This window comes from Paenibacillus sp. strain BS8-2 (assembly GCF_054483835.1).
On sequence record NZ_CM137010.1, the window covers coordinates 2,819,332 to 2,836,021 of the forward strand.

Sequence of the window (16,690 nt, forward strand, 5' to 3'; positions counted from 1 at the left end):
TGTCATGCATAAGAAATGGCGGATTGCGCTGCTAGGCTCTCTAATTATTATCAGCGGAGGCGCGGCCGCGGGTTATGCGGTGAGCGAACAAGTGCCGAAGCAATTAAACGGTGCTCCGCTTCTCGCCGTGGGAGAAGTGAAGAAATCGCTTAAGGATATTATTTTTGAAACGCAGAAGCTGGTTGTCATGATCGAAACCGAAACGGGGATGCAGGGCTCAGGATTCCTGTACAATCTGCAAGGCGACCTCATCACCAACGCGCATGTCGTAGAAGGCGTTAGACATGTGCGGGTCAAGACGGCGGACGCGCGTGATCTAGAAGGCGAAGTAATCGGAATCAGCACAGAAACGGATGTAGCGGTCGTACGGGTGAAGGAGCTTGCGGGAGAAGAACCTTTGTCTATGGTTCGATATGAGAGAGGCGAAGTCGGCGACGATGTCATGGCGGTTGGAAGTCCGCTTGGTTTCCATAACACTGTAACGACAGGTATCATCAGCGGCGTGGGGCGAAGTTTTCAAATCGAGCCTTATTCGTATAAGGATCTCTATCAAATTTCGGCTCCCATTGCCAAGGGCAATAGCGGAGGTCCGCTTGTAGATATTGTAACAGGAGCGGTGCTGGGCATTAATTCAGCGGGACTTGATGATGGCGCAATCGGATTCAGCATCCCGATATCCAATGTGCTGTCGATGGCCGAGGGCTGGTCCAGTAATCCCATGGACATGTTGCCGAACCTGTCCGTAACCGAATCATCTGACGGCGAGCATGAAGAAACATCCATCGACAGAATGGCCGAATATCTCGTGACCCATTATTACGACAGTCTTAATAACCGGGACTATGTGTACGCCTATTCGTTGCTGGGCAGAACGTGGCAGGAAGGGACAAGCTACGTTAAGTATCGCGAGGGATATCTGACGACCCGCAATGTTGTCATTGACGATATGCATGTGTCCTCGCCGGAGGACGATGAGGCAACTGTGACAGCTGTACTATCTGTTGACGAACGTAAGGACGGAAAGAACGTACTGAGTAAATATCAAGTCACTTACAAGGTTGGATACGAGAATGATCAGCTTAAGCTTATATCCGGCAAAGGAAAAGTAATCCGCAAGTAGATGACAATCTGCTTGAATGCATAAGAATGGCGGCATGAGGGAGTTATCCCAAGTGCCGCCATTCTTTTTCTTTAGTATTGTTGAACGATGGTGCACCGAGCAGAGCGGTTGCATGTAAACGCAAGGTGCTGACGATGCTCGGATAGCTACATCATATATAGCTCTAAAGCAACTGTATCCGAAGGCTGGATAGGGAAGTTGAGCTGCGAAGAAGGTACGACTCTGCCGTTCAGCTTGATCTGGTAGCCGACGTTGCCGCTAACCGGCACGCCGCCGACACTTACGATCTGACCTGCGGGTGAGAAGCCGATGGAGCCTGTGGAGGCAAGCGCGCCACCAACCGTCAAGCCCTGCCTGTAAGGGATCGTAAAGCTATTCGTCAATTGAGGGAACGAGGTTCCTCCATTAATGACAACCGTTACGAAAGCTTGCGGTGCGGGGCCCGGCGCTGGTGTCGGGCCTGGACCTGGGACAGGTACCGGGATAGGGAGTGGAATTGGAATAGGTGAAGCACCCCAATAACCAGGTCCGTGCCAGCCAGGTCCATACCATGGGCCGGGTCCATGACCGGGTCCATGACCGGGTCCATGACCGGGTCCATGACCGGGTCCATGACCGGGTCCGTGTCCGGGTCCATGTCCGGGTCCATGTCCGGGTCCGTGACCGGAGCCGTGTCCGGAGCCGTGACCAGAGCCGTGTCCGGAGCCGTGTCCGGAGCCGGAACCATGTGGTGGACGTTGGCTGTCCTCGCTAGAGGTGAGCTCGGGGCGAGGCCCCGGCCCGTGCCCTGGCCCGCCATGTCCATGCCCTGGCCCACCAGGTCCATGCCCTGGCCCGCCATGTCCATGCCCTGGCCCACCAGGTCCATGCCCTGGCCCGCCAGGTCCGTGTCCTGGCCCGCCAGGTCCGTGACCGGGTCCCCAAGGACCGCCGCCGGGTCCCCAAGGCCCGCCGCCGGGTCCCCAAGGCCCGCCGCCGGGTCCCCAAGGCCCGCCGCCGGGCCCCCAAGGCCCGCCGCCAGGCCCCCAAGGACCACCGCCGGGCCCCCAAGGTCCGTGTCCTGGACCGCCAGGTCCGTGACCGGGTCCCCAAGGACCGCCGCCGGGTCCCCAAGGCCCGCCGCCGGGTCCCCAAGGTCCGTGTCCTGGACCGCCAGGTCCGTGACCGGGTCCCCAAGGACCGCCGCCCAAGCCAAGTCCGGGCAACAAGAAAGGCAATAGAGAACGTTCGCTGGATCGTGTGCTGCCTCCACAGCCGCAACCTTGGTTCACTGCGTAACGAATGACTTGTTGATTGGTTTGTTCTTTGTTATCGGTGAGAGTCAAGCTCTTGTCTGTCATGGATACCCTCCATTCCCACAAGCGATGTGGGCATATATCTTCATGCATCATATGCACAACTGCCCAATTCGTGCGTAAGAGGTAATCTCCTTAGGACGCAAGAAAACCCGGTTGCCCGGGTTTTCTGCGACGTTATATTCGTAGGATTACAATTGTGATGAAACGTCATTGGATCAGGACTCGGCATAATACCAGTTGGTATCAATTCCGGTTACTGGACAGTAAGGGAATTTATCACCTTGATTTAATGTGATTCTCCGTCCTGCTTCGCAAATATAATCTCCTGCACGCTCCGCATATTCGCCTGTCCGGTAAGAAGTATTCGTTGTACTCATTCGAAAGCACCTCTTTCCATTTTTTGCAGCCTGGTGCAAAACTGATTGTCGGTATGATGTTCAGCTGCTTGATCATCATTAAACCGTTTCGTTGAAGTTGAAACGTAATCGAAAGAGCCTATTTTAATCTTTATGAACGGTTGAACAAGCAAGGAGGTATCCCACAGCATATTTTATGACGATAGCTGTAGGAGGTGGAATTGCACATCTATGAAGAAAAGAAAAATAAAGCTGTCTGCACGCTGTAAAAAACACCGAGAATTGTGTTGTAAAGTTTGCAATAATCGTGAGAAATGTTGTAGATGCAAGCCGAAAAGGATTATTTGCAAACGAGGTGCGACCGGTGCTACTGGAGCCACAGGAGCTACTGGGAGTACTGGTGCAGAAGGCGAAAGAGGACCGCGAGGAAAAAAGGGATCTCAAGGAACGATCGGCCCTAGAGGTGCAACTGGCGCGACCGGGATGGATGGTGCAAGAGGTGCAACAGGTGCAACAGGAACAACTGGTGCAATTGGCACAACTGGAGCAACTGGTGTAACGGGATCAACAGGAGCCAACGGAGCAACTGGCACAACAGGGGCAACTGGTGTAACGGGATCAACAGGAGTCGACGGAGCAACTGGCGCGACAGGTTCGATGGGACCGGCAGGAGCCGATGGAGCAACAGGAGCCGATGGAGCAACAGGAGCCGATGGAGCAACAGGGGCAGATGGAGCAACAGGAGCCGATGGAGCAACAGGGGCAGATGGAGCAACAGGTCCAACGGGAGCGACCGGGGCGGACGGAGCGACCGGAGCGTCAGGGGCTGATGGAGCAACAGGGGCAGATGGAGTAACGGGTCCAACGGGAGCGACCGGGGCGGACGGAGCGACGGGTGCGACAGGAGCTGATGGAGCGACTGGTGCGACAGGAGCCGATGGAGCAACAGGGGCAGATGGAGCAACAGGTCCTGCGGGAGCGACCGGGGCGGACGGAGCGACCGGAACGACCGGTGCAGATGGAGCGACTGGTGCGACAGGAGCCGATGGAGCAACAGGGGCAGATGGAGCAATAGGTCCAACGGGAGCGACCGGGGCGGACGGAGCGACGGGTGCGACAGGAGCCGATGGAGCAACGGGGGCAGATGGAGCAACGGGTCCTACGGGAGCGACCGGTGCGGACGGAGCGACCGGAGCGACAGGAGCGTCAGGGGCTGATGGGGCGACTGGTGCGACAGGAGCCGATGGAGCAACAGGGGCAGATGGAGTAACGGGTCCAACGGGAGCGACCGGGGCGGACGGAGCGACGGGTGCGACAGGAGCTGATGGAGCGACGGGTGCGACAGGAGCTGATGGAGCGACGGGTGCGACAGGAGCTGATGGAGCGACGGGTGCGACAGGAGCTGATGGAGCGACGGGTGCGACAGGAGCTGATGGAGCGACGGGTGCGACAGGAGCCGATGGAGCAACGGGGGCAGATGGAGTAACGGGTCCAACGGGAGAGACCGGGGCGGACGGAGCGACCGGGGCGACCGGTGCAGATGGAGCGACTGGGGCGACCGGTGCAGATGGAGCGACTGGTGCGACAGGAGCCGATGGAGCAACAGGGGCAGATGGAGCAACGGGTCCTACGGGAGCGACCGGTGCGGACGGAGCGACCGGAACGACCGGTGCAGATGGAGCAACAGGGGCAGATGGAGCAACGGGTCCAACGGGAGAGACCGGAGCGACTGGTGCAGATGGAGCGACAGGAGAGTCAGGAGCTGATGGGGCGAGTGGTGCGACCGGAGCTGATGGGGCGAGTGGTGCGACCGGAGCTGATGGGGCGACTGGTGCGACAGGAGCCGATGGAGCAACGGGAGCCACTGGAGCTACTGGAGTAACGGGACCGACTGGAACTGATGGAGCAACGGGTCCAACGGGAGAGACCGGAGCGACTGGTGCAGATGGAGCGACAGGAGCGACTGGTGCAGATGGAGCGACAGGAGCGTCAGGGGCTGATGGGGCGACTGGTGCGACAGGAGCTGATGGAGCAACGGGAGCTACTGGCCCAACGGGGGCTGACGGAGCCGATGGAGTTGATGGTGCGACCGGAGCAACAGGAGCCGATGGAGCAACGGGAGCTACTGGCCCAACGGGAGCTGACGGAGCCGATGGAGTTGACGGTGCAACCGGAGCCACTGGCCCGACAGGAGCCGACGGTGCAACCGGAGCCACTGGCCCGACGGGAGCTGACGGAGCGACTGGTGCAGATGGAGCAACGGGAGCCACAGGACCGACGGGAGCTGACGGAACAGACGGAGTCGACGGTGCAACCGGAGCCACTGGCCCGACGGGAGCTGACGGAGCCGATGGAGTAGACGGTGCAACCGGAGCCACTGGCCCGACGGGAGCTGACGGAGCCGATGGAGTAGACGGTGCAACCGGAGCCACTGGCCCGACGGGAGCTGACGGAACCGATGGAGTTGACGGTGCAACCGGAGCTACTGGCCCAACGGGAGCTGACGGAGCCGATGGAGCAACGGGAGCTACTGGCCCAACGGGAGCTGACGGAGCCGATGGAGTCGACGGTGCGACCGGAGCAACAGGAGCTGATGGAGCAACGGGAGCCACTGGCCCAACGGGAGCCGATGGAGCCGATGGAGTCGACGGTGCGACCGGAGCCACCGGAGCCGATGGAGCAACGGGAGCTACTGGCCCAACGGGAGCTGACGGAGCCGATGGAGCTGACGGAGAGACTGGTGCGACCGGTGCAGATGGAGCAACGGGAGCAACTGGCCCGACGGGAGCTGACGGAACAGACGGAGCGACCGGAGCAACAGGAGCTGATGGTGCAACCGGACCTACAGGGCCTACAGGAGCTGACGGAACAGACGGAGTCGACGGTGCGACCGGAGCAACGGGAGCCGATGGAGCAACTGGACCGACAGGACCGACAGGTGCCGACGGTGCGACAGGTGCAACTGGTCCCACAGGAGCTGTAATAGGCGGGGCAGATGCACTGGAGACCGTTAAGCTAGGAGATAACGATACGTTGATTGATTTCAACGCGGGTGCCGGCAACAACCAAGCCACTGGAGCACTCGTATACAGCAGTCGAGAGATGACAATTAGAGAGATGTCTGCATATATCGCACAGATTGGAGCAGGGACTGGCGATTTCCAAATGGCCCTACTGCAGCCAACAGGCAATTCCACATCTGAGGTCATAGCGGTAACTCCGCTTGTAACAACTATCACGCCAGGCTTGTTCACTTTGGCGTTGACTGCTCCAGTGATAATTACAGCTCATACGCTTTATCACCTGGCAGTCTACAATCAAGTCAACGCATCACAAATAGCGGGGAGAACGACGGGTATTGGAACGACGATCGATGCTCCGCCAATTAACTTCCGCACACAAAACTTGACTGGCTTTACTGTTGGAGATGTGCTGGATACGAGTGATGTGAGCTTGCAGTTATCGCCTTGGTTACTTGCAAGGTAATGCTATCAACCTTTCCTTAGACGCAAAAAAAACGTCAACCACCGTTCGTACGGTAGGTTGACGTTTTTGTTTCCATACAAAATTACTTAACTGCAGCTTCGTAACGTTTGCCAACTTCGTCCCAGTTCACTACGTTCCAGAACGCCGCGATGTAGTCAGGACGTTTGTTTTGGTAGTTCAGGTAGTAAGCATGCTCCCAAACGTCAAGACCAAGGATTGGCGTTTCGCCTTCCATGATTGGGCTGTCTTGGTTAGGCAAGCTGTATACTTTAAGTTTGCCGTTAGCTACAGCCAAGAATGCCCAGCCGCTGCCGAAACGTGTAGTAGCTGCTTTAGCGAAGTCAGCTTTGAATGTGTCAAAGCCGCCCAGTTCGCTTTCGATTGCTGCTGCAAGAGCGCCAGTTGGAGCTCCGCCAGCGTTAGGAGCGATAGTTTCCCAGAACAGGCTATGGTTAGCATGTCCACCGCCATTGTTACGAACCGCTGTGCGGATCGCTTCAGGAACGCTCGCCAGATCAGCGATCAACGCTTCGATCGACTTTTCTTGCAGCTCAGGAGCGGACTCCAGTGCAGCATTAAGGTTCGTTACATAAGCGTTATGGTGACGTCCGTGATGGATTTCCATTGTTGTTGCGTCAATATGCGGCTCAAGCGCATTGTGCGGGTAAGGCAAAGCAGGAAGTTGATGTGCCATTGATAAGGTCCTCCTAGTAATATGTAGTGTAATCAATTCCATTATCCCCTATCGGAATGAATAAATCAACATCGTTGTTGATAAAGTCACCGAACCAGGAGTATAGGAAGGGGGAAAAAGATTTGCTTCAACCTCAAATAGCGTGTCACATGACCATGAACATTATGCGAAATACACATGTTTCTATTCAAAATATACGAATTTATAAGTAAAAATTATTGTAAGCGCTTAATATTAAGCGTTTTCAAGAGAAAATGGGCGATTTATATAGTTTTTTTAAAGAATTTCAAATATTTTAGTAGGATTTCATCGATATTCGTCGTATGATAGACAAGTACTCGACTATGACAAGGTATAGAAGGTGTTAAGGTATGAACGTCCGTTCCTTCCAGCTATCCGATTACAAACCACTTACTGCATTGCTTGAGGAAGTACTGACCGAGGAATGTTATGAGCAAACGATGGAAGCATTTGCTCGCCAATTGTCATGGGATAGCGAGCTGGTACTCGTCGCTGTCAAGGATTCAGAGGTTGTCGGCATCATTATTGGTACAATCGATAACAACAAAGGCTATTATTATCGTATTGCAGTTTCACCTGCTCATCAGCGAATTGGCATCGGCAAGGCGCTTGTTGCGTCATTGCGCATGCGATTCGAGCAACGCGGTGTCAGCAAGATTCTCATTACTGCCGACGAGCACAATGAGCCGGTATTGCCATTGTATGAATCGATGGGCTATGAGACGTCGGATTTCTTCCGTTCGTTCCAGAAGCTTAGTATTGTCACCGGTTAAATAGAGATCAATCCGCAAGGATGTTCGTTTAGGAGCATATCTGCATCGCCGTTGCAATTGGCGCTCGGATATGCTTTTCTTATTACTATATAATGAAGTGAATAATATCCGTTCAACAATCCGGTTAACGGATTTGTTGCACTACCTTCAGCAAGGAGCATGACAGCATGGGCATATATGAACAATGCGTAATCAAGAGCTTTAAGCACAATGGTCATATCCACCGGCTGTGGCAGCAGAACTGGCTTGTGCCGGAGGATCGACTGGAGAGCGAGCATCGCGAAGAGTCGATGATTGTACTTATTAACCGACAGACACCGATCCAAGAGTCGGATGGGAAGCGATGGATTAGCAGAGTCCCGGCTGTTTCCTTCTTTATACCTGGCGAATGGTTTAATGTTGTTGCGCTCTTGGAGGCAAGCGGAGTTCGTTATTACTGTAACATTGCTTCACCTCCGTACTTACAAGGTGGCGTGCTGACGTACATCGATTATGATCTGGACGTCATCCGGACGGCGGATGGCAGCCGGTATATCGTGGACCAGGACGAATACGAACAACACAAACTATTGTATCATTATCCTCGTCAGGTAGAAGAAAAGGTACGGCATGGACTAAACGCGTTGTTAGCGCGAATCGAGCATCAACAGGAGCCTTTCCGCGATGAAGCAGTTATTCGTTATTATGAGAACTGGTTATCGCAATTCGGAGAAACAGAAGAATGATCAGTCGCAAGAATGTCAAGGATTGGACTAAGACATTAATCCTATCAATCGGAATGATATTTATTCTTCATTATTGGGTGTTTCAAATATCCCTTGTCGAAGGACAATCCATGGAACCAACGCTCCAGGAGAACGAGTGGTTATTCGTCAACAAATTTTCTTATCTGCTCGGAGAGCCGGGCAGGGGAGATGTCGTCGTAGTGCAGGACCCGTTCGGCGAAGGCGATAAGGATCGGCTGCTTGTGAAACGGATTGTCGGTATGCCAGGCGACCGAATCGAGATATCGGGACAGAAACTCTACATTAATGGCGAGTTGGTGGACGAGTCTTATACAGATACGCCCATTCACGATATCAATTACGGACCGGTGCAGATCGGAGAACTTCACTATTTCGTGATGGGTGATAACAGACATGAACGGGCGAGCCTCGACAGCCGTATGTTCCATGCTGTGCCAAGAGAGCGGATCGTAGGCCGAGCCGATGCGATTGTATGGCCAGTCAAGCAACTGGGGTTATTATAGCCCTGCGGGAATCACATTGTCTAAAGAATGAGGTGATAATATGAAGGATGTTATGATCTATACAGATGGGGCATGTTCGGGCAATCCCGGTCCTGGGGGCTGGGGCGCTGTATTGTTTTATGGTACGCACAAGAAGGAGATATCCGGCGGAGAGAAGGACACAACCAACAATCGGATGGAGATCCAAGCGGTCATCGAAGGATTAAGCCTGCTCAAGGAGCCATGCACGGTTCAGGTATATAGCGACTCTGCATATGTTGTGAATTGTTTCCAGAAGGGCTGGATACATGGTTGGCTTCGTAACGGGTGGAAAAACAGCAAAAAGGATCCTGTCGAAAATCAGGATTTATGGAAACAGTTGTGGGCGCTTATGAACAAACATAAAGTTGAATATGTGAAGGTAAAGGGCCATAGCGACAATGAATGGAACAATCGGTGCGACGAGCTTGCCCGTGAAGCGATCAGGCGGTTATAGATGATGGTGGATAAGTGGCAAACGCTGAAGGAAGAGATGAAGGAAGCTGCGAGAAGCCTTGGAATTGATGCTATTGGCGTTGCTTCGCCCGATCCGTTCGTAACGCTCAAACAAAGGTTGATCCGCCATCGTGAGTTAGGCTACGAATCAGGCTTCGAAGAACCGGATTTGGAGCTGCGGACGACTCCATCGCTGTTATTTGACAAGCCGCAAAGTATTGTTGCAATCGCCGTCGCTTATCCGTCCAAGCTTATTGATCCGCCTAAGTCGGAGCCAGGCGCGAGAAGGGGGATTATGTCCCGATCCGCATGGGGCGACGATTATCACAAGGTGCTGCGCGATCGTCTCTCTAAGCTAGAAGGCTGGCTGCGTGAGCGAGTGCCGGATTTGCGCGTGGAGAGTATGGTCGATACGGGGGCGTTATCGGATCGTGCTGTTGCAGAGCGAGCAGGTATCGGCTGGAGCGCCAAAAATTGTTCTATCATATCCCCTGAGCTAGGATCATGGATGTATCTTGGCGAGATGATCACGAATCTCCCGCTCCCGCCGGACGAGCCAGTAACGGAGGGCTGCGGCAGCTGTACGAAGTGTATAGACGCATGTCCGACAGGAGCAATTGTGGCGCCAGGGCAGCTGGATGCTCAGCGGTGTATTTCTTTTGTGACGCAGACCAAAGGCATGGTATCCGATGAAATGATGCGCAAAATCGGCAATCGATTGTATGGCTGCGATACTTGCCAAATTGTTTGTCCTGAGAACAGGGGCAAAAATTGGACAAATCAACCGGAGTTTCAGCCTGATGCCGATCTCGCAAAACCGCTCCTGATTCCATTGTTAACTATGGGCAACAAGGAGTTTAAAGCAAGGTACGGGCATACCTCCTCGGCTTGGCGGGGGCGCAAACCGATTCAACGCAATGCGGTTATCGCGCTTGGAAACTTTAAGGAAGTCAGTGCCGTTCCGGATCTTGTTCGTGTTCTACAGGAGGATCCTAGGCCCGTACTTAGAGGGACGGCAGCATGGTCGCTGAGCAGAATTGGCGGCGAGCTTGCCCTCGAAGCCCTGGTACAATCGAGTTTATCCGAAGAGGATGAGGAAGCAGGTTCAGCGATTCAAGAAGCAATAAAGGTGCTTCGTGAGCGCGCGGATACAGCGGTATTTGAATGAAAGTACAGTGAGATATATAAGGTTGTGAATCCGTTGCGAAGCCAGCAGGTACATGCTATGATACAGGGATGTTAGGCTAGCAATTTGGATAGATTATGGAAAGGTGCAGGTGGTTTGCATGGAATGGTACAATATCGTAATTCCGATTGTGACTTTGATCGTCGGTGCTGTCGGCGGTTTTATCGTTGGTGTATTTTATCTTCGTAGACAAATCGAGCGGATGCAGAACGATCCCGAGATGATCCAGAAGATGGCGAAGCAGATGGGATACAATCTGAACAAACAACAGATGTCACGCGCCCAAAATATGATGAAAAATCAAAAGATGCCTCGCAAGTAAGGGCAAAGCAAGAAACGGAAGGAGCGGTAGCGAATGGCGGGACGTAAGGATTACGTCAATTCAAAGGTAGGAAGCAACCGTGAGCAAATCGAACATCATGTGAAAGAAATTTTGAAGTTGGTCGGTGAGGATGTCGAGCGGGAAGGACTGCTTGATACACCGGCTCGTGTGACGCGGATGTACGAGGAAATATTCGCCGGATACGAGGTTGACCCGCGCGAGGTGCTAGGCGTGACGTTTGATGAGCAGCACGAGGAGCTCGTAATCGTCAGAGATATTATCTATTACAGCCAATGCGAACATCACATGGCGCCGTTCTTCGGGAAGGCGCACATTGGTTATATTCCTAGCGGCAAGATTGCGGGACTAAGCAAGCTGGCGCGTCTCGTTGAAGCGATTACACGCCGATTGCAAGTTCAAGAACGTATTACAACACAGATCGCTGACATCCTGGAGCAGGAGCTGTCTCCGCATGGCGTAATGGTTGTCGTCGAAGGTGAGCATCTGTGCATGTGCGCAAGAGGAGTTAAGAAGCCAGGCAGCAAGACAGTAACGTCCGCGGTACGTGGTGAATTCCGGACAAGTCCTCCGCTTCGAACGGAATTTCTGGCACTTCTCAAGCAATAAGCTTGTTAGAATGGTCTGGAACAAAGAGAGCAAGGCATACATGCTGCGATATGATCGATCGTCAGCAGGCTGCCTTGCTCTCTTTCTCATATGATGAGGTGAGGATCCTATTGGTCGCCCATCGCAACGACTGTATCTACTTGGCTCAAGAACAGTGCGGCTCGGCCGATATATTCGGTGGGATGTTTGCGGAAAATCATTTCATGTTGACCTTCCTCGACGATCCACGAACGTGATATTGCATTGCTTTGGTTAGCGGCGATTGCTTCGGCCGTCTCGTAGGATGCCTTAACATCCTTTGTCCCATGGATAATGTAGATGGGCATGTCGTATTGATGCTGGACGACTTGCTTGGCAGGGATTGAACCAAAGTCCGTGCCGGTCCAGAGCGGAATCATGGACTCGATCAAAGGTAGAGAAGGAAAACGCGGCAGCTCCACAAATTGGTTGAGATTATCAAACAAAGCCTCCGAGCTTGGTACAAACAAGCTGTCAAGAATCATGGCATCGATCTCGTCTGTGATGAGGGCCGTCTGGAGTGCAGTGCCTGCCCCCATGGAGAAGCCCCATACAACGATATCTTCGGCACCGCGGGAACGGGCATAATTGATAGAAGCCAATAGCTGCTGCGATTCTTCGCGGCCGCCAGTTGCCGGCGCTTTGTATTGCTCGGATGCATAACCGTAATCGAATAAGAGGACATTGTAACGAAGATCATGTAGAAGCTTCGTCAAATCATACATCGGTACCCAGCTTTCCTCGCGGTTAGCGCCATATCCGTGACTAAAGACAACAGTCCGTGTCGATGGCGTAGATGATCCCTCTTCATCGGAAGCCGGAACATACCATCCGCTTACGGTTGTGTTGCCGCTATGGCTAGGAAAAACAACCTCCTCATAATCTGCGCCGATTGCATCCTTTGGATTGGAAGTTAAGGGAGCAACATAGGGATAAGCAAGCATCCATGCCACATATCCATGGAAAATAACAATGGCGATAAAGAACATCGCAACGGTTGCCGCGATTGTCGCGATCCATCTATGTTTGCGCCTCTGAGCGGCTGCATGAGATCTGGTGAAAGGAGGAAGGGGCAAGGCTTGCGGAACGGCGGTCAGACCGACGCTCTCAAGCGGCTGCGGGGTTCCAAGGGTCAAGTCCATCTTCATGCCCTCCTTCGTCGAATCTATCAAAATCGATAACGAATAAACTTTGTAAGCGCTACTATTCATATAGTACTTTAATCGTAGTTCCATGGGGTCGGCCTGTCAATCGGTGTCGACGCATTGTAAACCGCTTGTAATCTTATTGTAACCTTTCATTTGTCTTTACGTTTTCGGAGCACTTATTGTATACTTATTGAGAATGGATTTCATTCAAATTGAAAACTTGTTTCATTCGTTGAAACTTTAGTATTCTAAATATACATGTAAACCTAACGAAGGAGATGCGTGTTCATGGAGGATGGGAAAACGACGGTTCGCGCGGTGGATCGGGCGCTAGACATATTATTGTGCTTCACGCATAGAACCGACTGGGCAATGACGGAGATCGCCGAGCATGTCGGCCTGCATAAGAGTACCGTACACCGTATGCTCGCTACATTGGAGGAGAAGGGGTTTATAGAACGTGACCGTTCGACGGACCGTTATCACTTAGGTCTTCGAGTATGGGAGCTGTCGGCCAATCTGTCGGGCTCAGACGATCAAGCTACGATCTGGCTGCCGGAGATGGTGCGCTTACGTGATCAATTGGGGGAGACCGTCAGCATTTATGTAAGGGACGGCTCGGAGAGGATTCGTATACAAGCCGTTCAGAGCAATCAGCCTGTGCGCCGAGTTGCGCCGGTTGGCGTACGTCTGCCGCTTTATGCGGGTGCGTCCAGCAAGGTGCTGATCGCCTATTCGGATGAGTCCGTACGGAATAGCATTACGGAATCGCCAGAGTGGCCAGATTCCATTGATATGAAGCTCTATGCGAAGACATTGCTGGAGGTTGCTTCGCAAGGTTATGCCACAAGCTTTGAGGAGCGGGAAGCTGGTGCTGCCGCGTTGTCCGCGCCGATCTTCGATCGTTCGGGCAAGTTGTTCGCTGCATTATCCGTGTCTGGGCCATCGAGCCGCATGACGCTCAAGACGATGCGTGAATATGCACCAATTATGATGGAGTCCGCCAAGCGTATGGGGACGATGAGTAAGTAGCTTTTATCCAATATCGAAATGAAACAGCCTCATCGCGAAATCGCGATGAGGCTGTTTTTTCTTCTATTTTATCCCATGTTAGCAATCATTTGGCGAAGAACCGTTTGGAGGATGCCTCCGTTGCGGTAGTAGTCAACGTCTACGAGGGAGTCCAGGCGTACGATCGCTTGGAATTCGAAGGACGTGCCGTCTTCGCGTGTAGCTGCAACTGTTACTTTCTCACCAGGCTTAACGTCGTTGGACAAGCCAGAGATATCGAACGTTTCGCGTCCAGTAATACCAAGCGTCTGCCAGCTTTGGCCTTCTTGGAATTGAAGCGGGAGAACGCCCATACCAACAAGGTTGGAACGGTGGATACGCTCGAAGCTTTCAGCGATAACGGCTTTAACGCCCAGCAAGTACGTACCTTTGGCAGCCCAGTCACGCGAGCTTCCTGTTCCGTATTCTTTGCCAGCGATAACAACCAGGTTTTTGCCTTCGGCTTGATATTTCATCGACGCATCATAGATCGACATCACTTCGCCAGTAGGAAGGTAAGTCGTTACGCCGCCCTCTGTACCAGGAGCCACTTGGTTACGAATACGGATGTTAGCGAATGTACCGCGCATCATGACTTCGTGGTTACCACGACGGGAGCCGTAGGAGTTGAAGTCCTTACGTTCTACACCGTTGTCGATCAAATATTTACCGCCTGGGCTGTTAACTGTAATGTTGCCCGCAGGGGAGATATGGTCCGTCGTAACGGAATCGCCCATAAGTGCAAGCACGCTTGCCGAAGGGATATTCGCGATGTCGGACAGATCAGAGCCCAGGTTCTCGAAGAACGGAGGATTCTGGATGTAAGTCGATTTCGCATCCCATTCATAGCTCTCGCCTTGTGGTACGTCGATTGCGTTCCAACGCTCATTCTGCGTAAATACGTTCTCGTATTTGTCGTTGAACATTTGTGGATTCAGCGATGAAGCGACTGCTTCCTTAATCTCGGCGTTTGTTGGCCAGATGTCTTTCAGGAATACAGGTTGACCATCTTGGTCATGACCGATTGGCTCGTTAGCCAGGTCGATGTTCACTGTACCAGCAAGCGCATATGCAACAACGAGTGGTGGCGAAGCAAGGTAGTTAGCTTTAACTTGTGCATGGACGCGTCCTTCGAAGTTACGGTTACCTGACAATACTGCAGCTACCGTCATATCGTTATCAGCAATCGCTTTGCTTACTTCATCAGGAAGCGGACCGGAGTTACCGATACAAGTTGCGCAGCCGTAGCCAGCAACGTGGAAACCAAGCGCTTCGAGTGAAACCAATAAGTCAGCTTTCTTAAGGTACTCGGTTACAACCAGGGAACCTGGAGTCAATGAGCTCTTAACATAAGCTGGTTTAGTCAGACCGCGCGCAACAGCTTTCTTGGCAACGAGGCCAGCAGCTAACATTACGCTTGGGTTAGAAGTGTTCGTACAGGAAGTGATCGCCGCGATTACAACCGCGCCTGTTCCCATCTTGGACTGTACGCCTTCTGCGTGTTGAACCGTAACCTCTTGCGTGATCTTCTCATCGGACAGACCATAGCCGCCTTTGTCGATCGGTGTGCGGATGATATTGTTGAACGATTCCTTCATCGACGTAAGTTCTACGCGGTCTTGCGGACGCTTAGGACCTGCAAGGGAAGGAACGATTGTGGACAAGTCCAGCTCAATTACGTCTGTAAACACAGGGTCTGGCGTTTCGTCTGTGCGGAACATGTCTTGAGCTTTGTAATAAGCTTCAACAAGCTCGATTTGCTCTTCTTTGCGGCCAGTTTGACGCATGAAGTCAAGCGTTTCGCTGTCGACAGGGAAGAAACCGACTGTTGCGCCGTATTCTGGAGCCATGTTGGCAACTGTTGCACGGTCAGCAAGGCTGATGTTGGACAGACCAGGGCCGAAGAACTCAACGAATTTGCCTACAACGCCTTTTTTGCGAAGGATTTGGGTAACGGTAAGCGCAAGGTCAGTAGCTGTGGAGCCTTCTGCCAGGCTGCCAGTCAGCTTGAAGCCGATAACTTCAGGCATTACGAAGTACAGCGGTTGGCCAAGCATACCAGCTTCAGCCTCGATACCGCCTACGCCCCAAGCTACAACGCCAAGACCGTTGATCATGGTTGTATGGGAATCCGTGCCGACCAAGGAATCCGGATAAACAACTGTTTCTCCGTCGATTGTTTTGGTTGCTGCTACGGATGCAAGGTATTCAAGGTTAACTTGGTGAACGATACCTGTTCCTGGAGGAACGGCACGGAAGTTATCGAATGCTGTTTGTGCCCAGCGAAGGAAACGGTAACGTTCTTCGTTGCGTTCGAACTCTACTTTTGTGTTGTACTCAAGCGCTTCAGGGTTGCCGAAAGCATCAACCATGATGGAGTGGTCGATAACAAGGTCAACAGGAACAAGCGGGTTGATCTGCTTCGGATCGCCGCCAGCTTTCTTAACGGTGTCGCGCATTGCCGCTAGGTCAACGACAACCGGAACGCCAGTGAAGTCCTGAAGGACGATACGTGCAGGGATGAAAGGAATTTCTTTGTCTTCGCGGCCGCTTGCCCAAGTAGCCAATTGTTTCACATGTTCAGGTGTAATGCCGCGTCCGTCGAACTGACGAACAGCTGCCTCAAGCAAAACTTTGATGGAGAACGGAAGCTTGGAGATTTCACCCAGGCCTTGTTCTTCGAGACCGCCGAGACGGTAGTAAGCGTACGACTTGCCGCCCGATTCGAGCGTCGTGCGAACAGAATATTGATTTTGTTGTGACATCGCTATTCTCCTCTTCTTAAATGTAGTAGTTGTTCCACTCTGTGAAACACAATTTCAAAAACCTTATGTCTATAGTATAGCTTTAAAAAGGGGTATACGTAAA

Annotated in this window: 15 protein-coding genes; 10 read left to right on the top strand and 5 right to left on the bottom strand. The window is 52.7% G+C overall.

What is annotated here, in order from left to right; genetic code table 11:
• Positions 1–4 precede the first annotated feature (4 nt).
• Entirely contained in the window at positions 5–1,120 is a 1,116-nt protein-coding gene (locus tag ACX1C1_RS12195) for a S1C family serine protease (protein WP_458957341.1), read from the top strand.
• Positions 1,121–1,266: 146 nt separating this feature from the next.
• On the opposite strand, the gene ACX1C1_RS12200 is transcribed toward ACX1C1_RS12195, so the two are convergent.
• Together ACX1C1_RS12200 and ACX1C1_RS12205 are read right to left on the bottom strand one after the other, a co-directional pair.
• A complete protein-coding gene (locus ACX1C1_RS12200; protein ID WP_458957342.1) occupies positions 1,267–2,460 on the bottom strand; it encodes a hypothetical protein in 1,194 nt (397 codons plus the stop codon).
• Between the two features lie 173 nt (positions 2,461–2,633).
• Positions 2,634–2,795, bottom strand: a complete 162-nt coding sequence (locus ACX1C1_RS12205; protein WP_458957343.1) for a hypothetical protein — start codon at positions 2,793–2,795, stop codon at positions 2,634–2,636.
• A 462-nt stretch (positions 2,796–3,257) separates the two neighbouring features.
• Here ACX1C1_RS12205 and ACX1C1_RS12210 point away from each other — a divergent pair, with 462 nt between their 5' ends.
• Positions 3,258–6,260 carry a beta strand repeat-containing protein gene (locus ACX1C1_RS12210; protein WP_458957344.1) on the top strand — a complete coding sequence of 1,001 codons (3,003 nt, stop codon included), beginning with the start codon at positions 3,258–3,260 and terminating at the stop codon, positions 6,258–6,260.
• Between the two features lie 82 nt (positions 6,261–6,342).
• Here the strand turns inward: ACX1C1_RS12210 and ACX1C1_RS12215 are convergent, their stop codons facing one another.
• Positions 6,343–6,954, bottom strand: a complete 612-nt coding sequence (locus ACX1C1_RS12215; protein WP_458957345.1) for a superoxide dismutase — start codon at positions 6,952–6,954, stop codon at positions 6,343–6,345.
• A gap of 371 nt (positions 6,955–7,325) precedes the next feature.
• On the opposite strand from ACX1C1_RS12215, the gene ACX1C1_RS12220 reads away from it, so the two are divergent.
• From ACX1C1_RS12220 to folE, 7 genes are all read left to right on the top strand, one after another.
• Positions 7,326–7,748, top strand: a complete 423-nt coding sequence (locus ACX1C1_RS12220; protein ID WP_458957346.1) for a GNAT family N-acetyltransferase — start codon at positions 7,326–7,328, stop codon at positions 7,746–7,748.
• 167 nt (positions 7,749–7,915) lie between these two features.
• Positions 7,916–8,473 (top strand): DUF402 domain-containing protein, encoded by a 558-nt coding sequence (locus ACX1C1_RS12225; protein ID WP_458957347.1) that lies wholly within the window; start codon positions 7,916–7,918, stop codon positions 8,471–8,473.
• Positions 8,470–8,997 (top strand): signal peptidase I, encoded by a 528-nt coding sequence (gene lepB, locus ACX1C1_RS12230; RefSeq protein WP_458957348.1) that lies wholly within the window; start codon positions 8,470–8,472, stop codon positions 8,995–8,997. Before ACX1C1_RS12225 ends, lepB begins: the two co-directional genes overlap by 4 nt.
• A gap of 40 nt (positions 8,998–9,037) precedes the next feature.
• The gene (rnhA, locus tag ACX1C1_RS12235) at positions 9,038–9,472 is read left to right on the top strand and encodes a ribonuclease HI (RefSeq protein WP_458957349.1); all 435 of its coding nucleotides are present in this window, start codon (positions 9,038–9,040) and stop codon (positions 9,470–9,472) included.
• Positions 9,473–10,639, top strand: coding sequence for a tRNA epoxyqueuosine(34) reductase QueG (gene queG / locus ACX1C1_RS12240; RefSeq protein WP_458957350.1), 1,167 nt, complete (start codon positions 9,473–9,475; stop codon positions 10,637–10,639).
• Between the two features lie 118 nt (positions 10,640–10,757).
• Positions 10,758–10,979 (top strand): YneF family protein, encoded by a 222-nt coding sequence (locus ACX1C1_RS12245; protein WP_458957351.1) that lies wholly within the window; start codon positions 10,758–10,760, stop codon positions 10,977–10,979.
• Positions 10,980–11,012: 33 nt separating this feature from the next.
• Positions 11,013–11,606: a GTP cyclohydrolase I FolE gene (folE, locus tag ACX1C1_RS12250; protein WP_458957352.1), complete on the top strand. Its 594-nt coding sequence runs from the start codon at positions 11,013–11,015 to the stop codon at positions 11,604–11,606.
• Positions 11,607–11,713: 107 nt separating this feature from the next.
• Here folE and ACX1C1_RS12255 read toward each other — a convergent pair whose 3' ends face one another.
• The gene (locus ACX1C1_RS12255; protein ID WP_458957353.1) at positions 11,714–12,766 is read right to left on the bottom strand and encodes an alpha/beta hydrolase; all 1,053 of its coding nucleotides are present in this window, start codon (positions 12,764–12,766) and stop codon (positions 11,714–11,716) included.
• A 294-nt stretch (positions 12,767–13,060) separates the two neighbouring features.
• On the opposite strand from ACX1C1_RS12255, the gene ACX1C1_RS12260 reads away from it, so the two are divergent.
• A complete protein-coding gene (locus tag ACX1C1_RS12260) occupies positions 13,061–13,804 on the top strand; it encodes an IclR family transcriptional regulator (protein ID WP_458957354.1) in 744 nt (247 codons plus the stop codon).
• A gap of 68 nt (positions 13,805–13,872) precedes the next feature.
• On the opposite strand, the gene acnA is transcribed toward ACX1C1_RS12260, so the two are convergent.
• On the bottom strand, positions 13,873–16,587 hold the full coding sequence (acnA, locus tag ACX1C1_RS12265) for an aconitate hydratase AcnA (RefSeq protein WP_458957355.1): 2,715 nt from the start codon (positions 16,585–16,587) through the stop codon (positions 13,873–13,875).
• Positions 16,588–16,690 lie beyond the last annotated feature (103 nt).